The sequence below is a fragment of the Trueperaceae bacterium genome (assembly GCA_031581195.1).
In the GTDB taxonomy this organism is placed as follows: Bacteria; Deinococcota; Deinococci; order Deinococcales; family Trueperaceae; genus SLSQ01.
The window spans coordinates 1-8,700 of the sequence record JAVLCF010000094.1; the positions used below are offsets into that span (position 1 = coordinate 1).

Consider the following 8,700-nt stretch of genomic DNA (forward strand, 5'->3'; position numbering starts at 1 on the left):
GAGAAGGCGGGGGAGTACCTGTTGGAGCATCCGGAGGTGATGCAGGAGATCCGCGGGCGGGTGACGGCGCACCTGAAGGGCGAGACCGACGCCGCACCCGACGGCGTGCCCGACGGCGCGGACGCGACGGCGGACGGCGACGACCCCGACGCGACGCCGGGCGCGACCCCCGCCACCGCCTGAGGCCCCCGCCCGGCGCCACGCCCCGTCCGTGACGCCGCCCCGCCGTCCCCGGTACGATGCTTCTGCATCCCCCCACCGAGGACGGCGGGGCCTTCGGGCCCGCGGAAGGAGCCTCCATGTCCCTGTCCCCCCCTTCGCCCTCCCCCGACGGCCCCACGTCGGGCGCGCGCATCTCCGACTTCTCGGTCGTCGTCTCGACCGCGAACGGGACGGGGTCGCAGACCGCGAACCTGGCGCTCCTACGCAGCATCTTCCGGATGGGGGTGCCGGTCCACGGCAAGAACGTCTTCCCGTCCAACATCCAAGGGCTCCCCACCTGGTTCCACATCCGCGCCAGCCGCGACGGGTGGGTCGCCCGCCAGGACCCCGAACTCCTCGTGGCGTTCAACGCCGCGACCCTCCACGAGGACGTCGAGGGCCTCGCGCCCGGCGGGGTGGTGATCCGCAACGCGGACCTGCGCGGCGCACCCGAACGCGACGACCTCACCCCCTACGACCTCCCCGTGAAGGCGCTCATGGAGGGCGTGGACGCCGCACCCAAGATGAAGGGCTACCTGGCGAACATGACGTACCTCGGGGCGGTCGGGCAGCTGCTCGGGATCCCCCTCGACGTGATCGAAACGGCGCTCGAGCAGCAGTTCCGTGGGCGCCGTAAGCTCGTCGATGCCAACCTCCCGGTCGTCGAGCGCGGCTGGCGGCACGCCCTCGAACACTGGACGAAGACCGACCCCTTCCGCATCGAACCGATGGACGCCACCGACGACCTGATGCTCATCACCGGCAACGACGCCGCCGCGCTCGGCGCGACGTTCGGGGGCGCGACGTTCGCCGCCTGGTACCCGATCACCCCCTCGACCAGCCTCGTCGACGCCCTCCGCGAGCACCTCACGGAGCTGCGCACCGACGAAGACGGCACCCCCACCTGGAGCGTCGTGCAGGCGGAGGACGAGCTCGCCGCCATCGGCATGGTGCTGGGGGCCGGCTGGGCCGGCGCGCGCGCCATGACCGCCACCAGCGGACCCGGCCTCAGCCTCATGGCGGAGTTCACCGGCCTCGGGTACTTCGCCGAGGTCCCCGCCGTCATCTGGGACGTCCAACGCGTCGGCCCCTCGACCGGGCTGCCGACCCGCACGAGTCAGGGCGACCTCGCCTTCGCGCACGGCCTGGGGCACGGCGACGCGAAGCACCCGGTCCTCCTCCCCGCCACCGTCGAGGAGTGCTTCGCGTTCGGCTGGCAGGCGTTCGACCTCGCCGAAGCCGCGCAAACCCCCGTCTTCGTCCTCACCGACCTGGACCTGGGCATGAACACCTGGATGGCGGACCGCTTCGCCTACCCCGACGCGCCGATGAACCGCGGGAAGGTGCTGCGCGGCGACGCCATCCCCGCCGACTACGGTCGCTACCGGGACGTCGACGGCGACGGCATCGCGCCGCGCACCCTGCCGGGCGACCCGAACGTCGACGGCGCCTACTTCGCGCGCGGCACCGGCCACGACGCCGACGCCGTCTACAGCGAACGCCCCGAACACTGGCGCGCCAACACCGAACGCCTCGCGCGGAAGTACGCCACCCTCCGCACGCTCGTGCCCGCCCCCGACGTCGACGGGGTCGACGGCGCCGCGGTGGGCGTGATCGCCTACGGCAGCACCATCCACGCCATTCACGAGGCGCGCGCCACCCTCGCGGCGGAGGGCCGACCGTTCTCGCTGTTGCGCCTCAAGGCGCTGCCGATCGACGACGCCGTCCGCACCTTCCTCGAAGCGCACGACGTCGCCGTCGTCGTGGAGATGAACCGCGACGGGCAACTCGCCGACCTGCTGCGCGCCGACCTGCCCGACCTCGCCCCCCGCATCCACAGCGTCGCCCACCTCGACGGGCTGCCGTTCTCCGCCGCCCAGATCCGCACCTGGCTCACGCCCCACCTCGCGCCCGCGAAAGGGGAGGCCGCATGACGCCACCCACCCCGCTCGTTCCGAACGCCGTCGGCCTCACGAAACGCGACTACGGGGGCCGCCCCTCCACCCTCTGCAAGGGCTGCGGGCACAACGCCATCGCCAACCAGATCGTGCAGGTCGCCTACGAACTCGACCTGCCCCCCGAGTCGGTCATCAAGCTCTCCGGCATCGGCTGCTCCAGCAAATCGCCCGCCTACTTCCTCGGGCGTTCGCACGGCTTCAACGCCCTCCACGGCCGCATGCCCAGCGTCGCGACCGGCGCGCTGACCGCCAACCACCACCTCCGTACGATCGCGGTGTCCGGCGACGGCGACAGCGGCTCGATCGGCATCGGGCAGTTCAAGCACGTCGTGCGCCGCAACCTGCGCATGGTCTACCTCGTCGAGAACAACGGCGTGTACGGCCTCACGAAAGGCCAGTTCTCCGCCACCGCGGAGGACGGCCTCGAACTCAAGTACGCCGGCACGAACCCCTACCCGCCGGTCGACCTGTGCAGCGAAGCGCTCATCGGCGGCGCCGGCTTCGTCGCGCGCGGGTTCGCCGGCGACGCGGCGCAACTCCGGGAACTCCTCAAGGCCGCCCTCGCCTTCGACGGTACCGCCGTCCTCGACGTCGTCAGCCCCTGCGTCGCGTTCAACAACGACGACGCCTCGCAGAAGAGCTACGGCTACGGGCGCGCCAACGAGGTGCCGCTCGAGGACCTCGGCTACGTCCCGCCGCAGGAGGACATCGTCCTCGACGACCACGCCCCGGGCGAAACGCGGGTCGTGGAGCTCCACGACGGCAGCCGCCTCGCCCTCTCCAAGATCGAGGACGGCTACGACCCCACCGACCGCGTCGCCGCCCTCACGCGCCTCCAGGAGGCCGAAGCCCGCGGCGAGCTGGTGACCGGCCTCCTGTACTACGACGCGTCGCGCCCCAGCCTCGCGCAGGAGCTCCGGCTCGGCGACACCGCGCTCGCCGACCTCCCCGAGGACCGCCTACGCCCGAGCGCCGACGCGCTGGACCGCGTTCTCGACCGCTACTGAACCGCCGGGGCGGCCTACCCGCCGCCCCCCGGCCCCTCCGCTTCGGGGGTCGGTGCCGCGTCGGTGATCCCCCTGCGCACCCGAGGCCCGAAGCCCGGCGCGACGTTCACGACGACCGTGTCGCCCGCCTCGAGCACCGTGTCGCCGTGCGGGAACAACGTCCGCCCCCGCCGCCGGATCGCGACGACGATGCTCTCCTTGGGCAGGTTCGCGTCGCGCAACGAACGGCCGGCCAGGCGCGCCCCCCGCGGGACCCGCACCTCGACGATCTCCTGGCCCGTCAGGTCGCGCAGGCGAAGCTCCTCCGCCCGCTCGTCCTGCGTCCGTTCGCGCGACACCGCCAGGTAGTACGCCCGCGCCAAATCGGTCTGCCGCACGAACCCCACCGGGCGGGTGCGGTCCTGCGGATCGACGACCGGCATCCGACCGATTCCGCGCCGCCCCATCGTCTCCAGGACGTCGCTCGCCGCCTCGTCCGGCGTGACGGCCAGCACGTCGCACGTACACACCGCATCGAGGCGGGTGGTGGGCGCAAGGCCGTCGCGACGCGCACGCTCGAGGTCGGTGAGCGTCACGACCCCCACCATCCGCTTCGGCGCGTCCCGGGACACCACCACGAAGCCGTGATGGTGCGACGCCAGCAGGTGCTGCGCCAGGTCCGACAGCGTCTCGTCGCCGTACACGGTCGGCACGTCGCGCTCCATCACCTCCCGCACCGACACGGTCTGCATCAGGTCGATCTCGCGGGTCCGCAGGAGACTCAAGCCGCGCCGCGACAACATCAGGTCGTAGAAGCTCTCCTCGTGCAGCAGGTCCGCCCCCAACGTCGCGATGACGGCGGCGAGCAACAGCGGCAGGATCAGGTCGTAACTGCCGGACAGCTCGAACACCATCACGATCGAACTCATCGGCGCGCGCGTCACGGCCGCGAACACCGCCGCCATCCCGACCAGCGCGTACGGCCCCGTCCGCACCCCCAGGTCGGGGAACGCCGCCATCGACGCTTCCCCGAACAACGCCCCGAACGTCGCCCCGATCAACAGCGTCGGCGCGAAGATCCCCCCCGACCCCCACGACCCGATCGACGCTGCGGTCGCCAGCACCTTCCCGACCAGCAACGCCGCCAGCAGCGCCGGCGCGGTGATCCCCTCGTTCAGGATCGCGCCGGTCACGTCGTACCCGCGCCCCAGCACCTGGGGCAGCGCCAGCGCGATCGCGCCGACCGCCGCGCCCCCCACCGCCGGACGCGCCCACGTCGGCAGGCCCGACGCGTTCAGGAGGTCCTCCGCCCCGACCGCCGCCCGGATGAACGCGACCGCCACCAGCGACGCGAGGACCCCCATCGCCACGAACAGCGGCAACTCCAGGGCGCTGCCCAGCACGGAGTCCGGAGGGATCGCGAAGGCGGGCGCGTCCCCGAGCAGCGAGCGCGACACCGCCGTCGCCGCGACGGACCCGACGACGACCGACGCGAAGTACCGCCCCTGGAACTGCCCCAGGATGACCTCGAGGGCGAACAGGACGCCGGCGATCGGGGCGTTGAACGTCGCGGCGATGCCGCCCGCCGCCGCGACGGCGATCAGGTTCTTCCGGCGTTCCTCGTTCAGGTTCGCGGCCTTCGACCACCACGCCGACAACGACGCGGCGAGCTGCACGACCGGCCCCTCCGTTCCCAGCGACGCGCCGCTCCCGATCGAAAGGGCGGTCGCGAGCGGCCGCCACACCACCAAGCTGCGGGTGATGCGCCCCCCGAGGTTCGACACCGCCACCATCACGTGCGGAATCCCCGACCCGCGCGCGTCCGGCGACCACCGCGTCACGATCGGCGCGATCGCCAACCCCCCGAGCGCCGGCGCGGCGACGGTGAGGACGACCGAGGTCGGGCCGCCCCACCGACCCCGAACGTCGCTCACGAACGCCCCCACGAGCCCCACGAGCGCGTCGAAGCCGACGGCGGCCAACCCCGCCGCCCCCCCGACCAGGATCGCGCTGAGCACCAGCGACACCGTCTCCGACGAGCGCTTGTCGAACGGCACGCGGAGGCGCGCCGCGAGGGACCGCACCCACCCCCGGCGGGGCGCGCCTTCGGGATCCGGGGGTTCGGGTGGGCGTGCGTCCCCGTCCGCCACCGGCCTCAGCCCTCCTGCACCCGCCGAATCAGGGCGACCCAATTCCGGTGCGCGATCTTGTGCAGCAGCGCGTCGCCGTACCCGTGCTCGCGCAGCGCCTCGAGCAGCCGGGGGAGCCCCGCGACGTCGTGGATCGCGTCGGGCACCCGCGCCCCGTCGAAGTCCGACCCGAACGCCACGCGGTCCTCGCCGAGGCGCTCCAGCAACGCGTCCAGGTGCCGCGCGAGCACGTCCAGCGGCGTGTCCGCCTCGTGCGCCCCGTCCTCGCGGAGGAACGCCACGGCGAAGTTGAGGCCCACGAGGCCGTCGCGTTCGGCGAGCGCATCGAGCTGCGCGTCGGTCAGGTTCCGCGGGCTGGGGCACAGGCGGTGCACGTTCGAGTGCGACGCGACGACCGGTCGCTCGCTCGCGTCCAGCACGTCCCAAAAGCCCGCCTCGTTCAGGTGCGAGACGTCCACGATCACCCGCAAGCGCTCCGCCTCCCGCACCAGGGCCCGCCCCGCCGCGGTCAGGCCGGGCCCGACGTCCGGCGTGCCGGGGAACGCGAACGGCACGCCCGACGCGAACGCGTTCGGGCGGCTCCACGTCAGCCCGAGCGAGCGCAAGCCCGCCCGGTGGAGGACCTCGAGGACCTCCAGGTCGGTGATCGCTTCGGCCCCCTCGACGTGCGGCAGTGCGGCCAGCACGCCGTCCGCCATCGCCGCCTCGATGCCGTCGGCGTCCGCCACGATCCGCAGCTGCCCCTCCGCCTCGAGCCGCTGCAACCGGGCGAACAGCCGCAACGTCGTCCGCAACGCCGCCCCGCCGTCCAGCGGACCGTAGGGCGGGCGGACGGCGGGATCGTCCGACGGGACGTGCGCCAACGGATCGCGGTTCGGAGCGAACATCGCGAACAGCCCCCCGGCGAACCCGCCGGCGCGCGCCCGCGCCCGATCGACGTGGCCGACGCCGCCCGCGTCGTCGAACGCGCGGTCGGGATCGTCGTGGAGCGCCAACAGGGTGTCGTTGTGACCGTCGAAGACCGGAATCATGCCGCGAGGCTACCCCGCGACCTCGGCCCGCACGACGAGGTCCGCCCCCCCGTCGGCCGCCGCGACCGTCCCGACCCGCGCCGCGCGAGGGAACCGCGGCCGGATCGCCGCCAGCAGGTCGTCCGCGGCGCCGGGCTCGACCGCCAGCAGCAACCCCCCCGACGTCTGCGGGTCGACGAGACGCCACCAGGTGGCCTCCTCGAGGGCGTCCCGGCCCCGGACGTGCGGCTCGACGTAGCGGGTGTTCGACACGTGCGCCTTCGTGAGGATCCCGCGCGCGAGCGTCTCCTGCGCGCCGTGGAGGAGCGGGACGGCGTCCGGATCGACGTGGATCGCGACGCCCGACGCCTGCGCGACGTGCAGCGCGTGCCCCAGCAGCCCGAAGCCGGTGACGTCGGTCGCGGCGCGCACCGCGCCGCGCAGGGCGTCGTCCAGATCCAAGCGGTTCACCTGCCGCATCGACGCGATCGCCTCCTCCAGCGTCGCGGCGTCGATCTCGTCGTTCTTCCGCGCGCCCGTCAACGTCCCGGTCCCCACCGCCTTCGTCAGGATCAACGCGTCCCCGGGCCGCGCCGCGTCGTTGCTCCACAAGCCCCGAGGGTGGGCGACGCCCGTCACCGAGAAGCCGAGCTTCAGGGTGTCGTCCTCGATCGAGTGCCCCCCCACCAGGTGCGCGCCGGCCTCGGCCAGCGCGACCCCCGCGCCGCGCATGAGGCCGTGCAGGATCGCGGCCGGCAGGTCGTCGATCGGGTAGGCGAGGATCGTCAACGCCGTCCGCGGCTCCGCCCCCATCGCGAACACGTCGCTCACCGCGTTCGCCGCCGCCACCGCCCCGAAGTCCTCGGGGTCGTCGACGATCGGCGTGAAGAAGTCCAACGTCTGCACCATCGCCACGTCGTCGCGCAGGCGCCACGCCGCCGCGTCGTCGAGCGCATCGTGCCCGACCAACAGGTCCGGATGGTCGGGCCGCGGGAGGTCCTTCAGCAGGTCCCGCAACGTCCCCGCCGCCAACTTCGCGGCGCAACCGCCCTTGCTCACGGTCTTCGTGAGGCGCAGCGGCGCGTCGTTCACGCCGCCTCCCTCGCGCGCATCTCGATCCACGAACGGACCTCCCCTTCGTCGCCCCGTACCGCCACGGTCCGCCCCTCGTCGGGGGTCGCCTTGCGGTAGAGCGGGTCGTAGTAGTCGTGCAACAGCGGCAGGATCACCGGACGGAACGCTTGGGGGTCGAACCAGGCGCCCTGCGCTTCGGCGTCCTCGAGGACGGCGACCATCCGCTCGGTCGCCGCGCCGCCGAGGCGGCGTTTCAACCGCCGGATCGCGGCGCTCAACGTCGCCCGAGCCGCCGCCACGCCCTCGCGTCGCGCGGGCGCCGCGGCGTACTCGGCGTGGATGCGCCGCACCCGCGCGTCGTCGCTCGTCTCGAGCCGCACGAGCGGTGCGGAGCGCACGACGTCGAACACGGCGGCCGGGAGGTGCACCGACCCGACGTTCCGCGATTCGTCCTCGAGCAGCAGCGTCGCTTCGCGCCCCAGCAGGAGCGGGAGCGCCAGACGGTGCTCGAACGTCGCTTGCGCCGGTTGCGGGCCGGTCGCCCCGAAGGCGCTGCCGCGGTGCTCCGCCGCACCCTCGAGATCGAGGGCGAGGAGCTCCTCCCGGCCCGCCAGGGCGCGCAGCAGCTCGGTCTTCCCGCTCCCGGTCGGGCCGGTGAGCACGAACGGCGTCCGACGCGCCAGCGACGGGGCGACGGCGTCCATCAGGTGACGGCGGATCGCCTTGTAGCCCCCCTCGACGGTCGGGACGTCGAGCCGTTCGGACAGGGTCCGCGCCAGGTCGCTGCGCATGCCGCCCCGCCAACACACGAAGGCGCTGAGTTCCGCGTCCGCCGCGTCCCGCCACGCCGCCCGGCGGGCGTGCATGTGCGGTTCGGTGACCCGCTCGCCGACCGCGACGGCGGCGGCCTGCCCCTCCTGGGCGTACGTGAGCCCCACGGCGTGGCGTTCGTCGTCGTCGAGGATCGGCAGCGCCACCGCGCCGGGCAGCGCCCCCCGGGCGACCTCGCCCGGCGAACGAACGTCGATCGGCCGGCGCGCCGGCCGGCCGGCGGCGGGCGGGTAGAGGTCCTCGGGGCGGATGCGCATCGCGGCGTCATCGTATCCGCCCCTGGTAGCGTGCCCGCCATGTCCGCCGACGCCGCCCCCCGGGACGCCGCTCCTCCCCCCGCCCCGGACGGCGTCCCGCCGGCCGGCGGCGCTCCGGACGACGGCGCACCGCACGACCCCCGCGCCGTCGCGCGCATCACGACCGGGTTGTTCCTCGCGCACGCCTTTGGGTCCGCCGCCGCCATCGCGACCGGCACCGTGTCCGCCATCGT

At 73.8% G+C, this 8,700-nt stretch carries 8 protein-coding genes; 4 read left to right on the plus strand and 4 right to left on the minus strand.

All coding sequences use genetic code 11. From position 1 onward, the window contains the following. From RI554_08915 to RI554_08925, 3 genes are all read left to right on the plus strand, one after another. On the plus strand, positions 1 to 183 hold a 183-nt coding region (locus tag RI554_08915; protein ID MDR9392132.1), incomplete at its 5' end, for a hypothetical protein. 116 nt (positions 184 to 299) lie between these two features. Beyond that, complete coding sequence (locus tag RI554_08920; protein ID MDR9392133.1) at positions 300 to 2,135, plus strand: 2-oxoacid:acceptor oxidoreductase subunit alpha; 1,836 nt, start codon at positions 300 to 302, stop codon at positions 2,133 to 2,135. Then, complete coding sequence (locus RI554_08925) at positions 2,132 to 3,166, plus strand: 2-oxoacid:ferredoxin oxidoreductase subunit beta (GenBank protein MDR9392134.1); 1,035 nt, start codon at positions 2,132 to 2,134, stop codon at positions 3,164 to 3,166. Before RI554_08920 ends, RI554_08925 begins: the two co-directional genes overlap by 4 nt. A gap of 14 nt (positions 3,167 to 3,180) precedes the next feature. On the opposite strand, the gene RI554_08930 is transcribed toward RI554_08925, so the two are convergent. Genes RI554_08930 through mnmH form a run of 4 tightly spaced genes read right to left on the minus strand, consistent with a single transcriptional unit; the run spans position 3,181 to position 8,467 of the window. Next, positions 3,181 to 5,295, minus strand: coding sequence for a chloride channel protein (locus tag RI554_08930; protein MDR9392135.1), 2,115 nt, complete (start codon positions 5,293 to 5,295; stop codon positions 3,181 to 3,183). Between the two features lie 5 nt (positions 5,296 to 5,300). Then, positions 5,301 to 6,326 carry a dipeptidase gene (locus RI554_08935; GenBank protein ID MDR9392136.1) on the minus strand — a complete coding sequence of 342 codons (1,026 nt, stop codon included), beginning with the start codon at positions 6,324 to 6,326 and terminating at the stop codon, positions 5,301 to 5,303. Positions 6,327 to 6,335: 9 nt separating this feature from the next. Continuing rightward, positions 6,336 to 7,397 carry a selenide, water dikinase SelD gene (gene selD, locus RI554_08940; GenBank protein ID MDR9392137.1) on the minus strand — a complete coding sequence of 354 codons (1,062 nt, stop codon included), beginning with the start codon at positions 7,395 to 7,397 and terminating at the stop codon, positions 6,336 to 6,338. Next, the gene (gene mnmH, locus RI554_08945; GenBank protein MDR9392138.1) at positions 7,394 to 8,467 is read right to left on the minus strand and encodes a tRNA 2-selenouridine(34) synthase MnmH; all 1,074 of its coding nucleotides are present in this window, start codon (positions 8,465 to 8,467) and stop codon (positions 7,394 to 7,396) included. Before mnmH ends, selD begins: the two co-directional genes overlap by 4 nt. A 39-nt stretch (positions 8,468 to 8,506) precedes the next feature. On the opposite strand from mnmH, the gene RI554_08950 reads away from it, so the two are divergent. Beyond that, positions 8,507 to 8,700, plus strand: a 194-nt coding sequence (locus RI554_08950) for a hypothetical protein (GenBank protein MDR9392139.1), incomplete at its 3' end; no start/stop codon positions are given.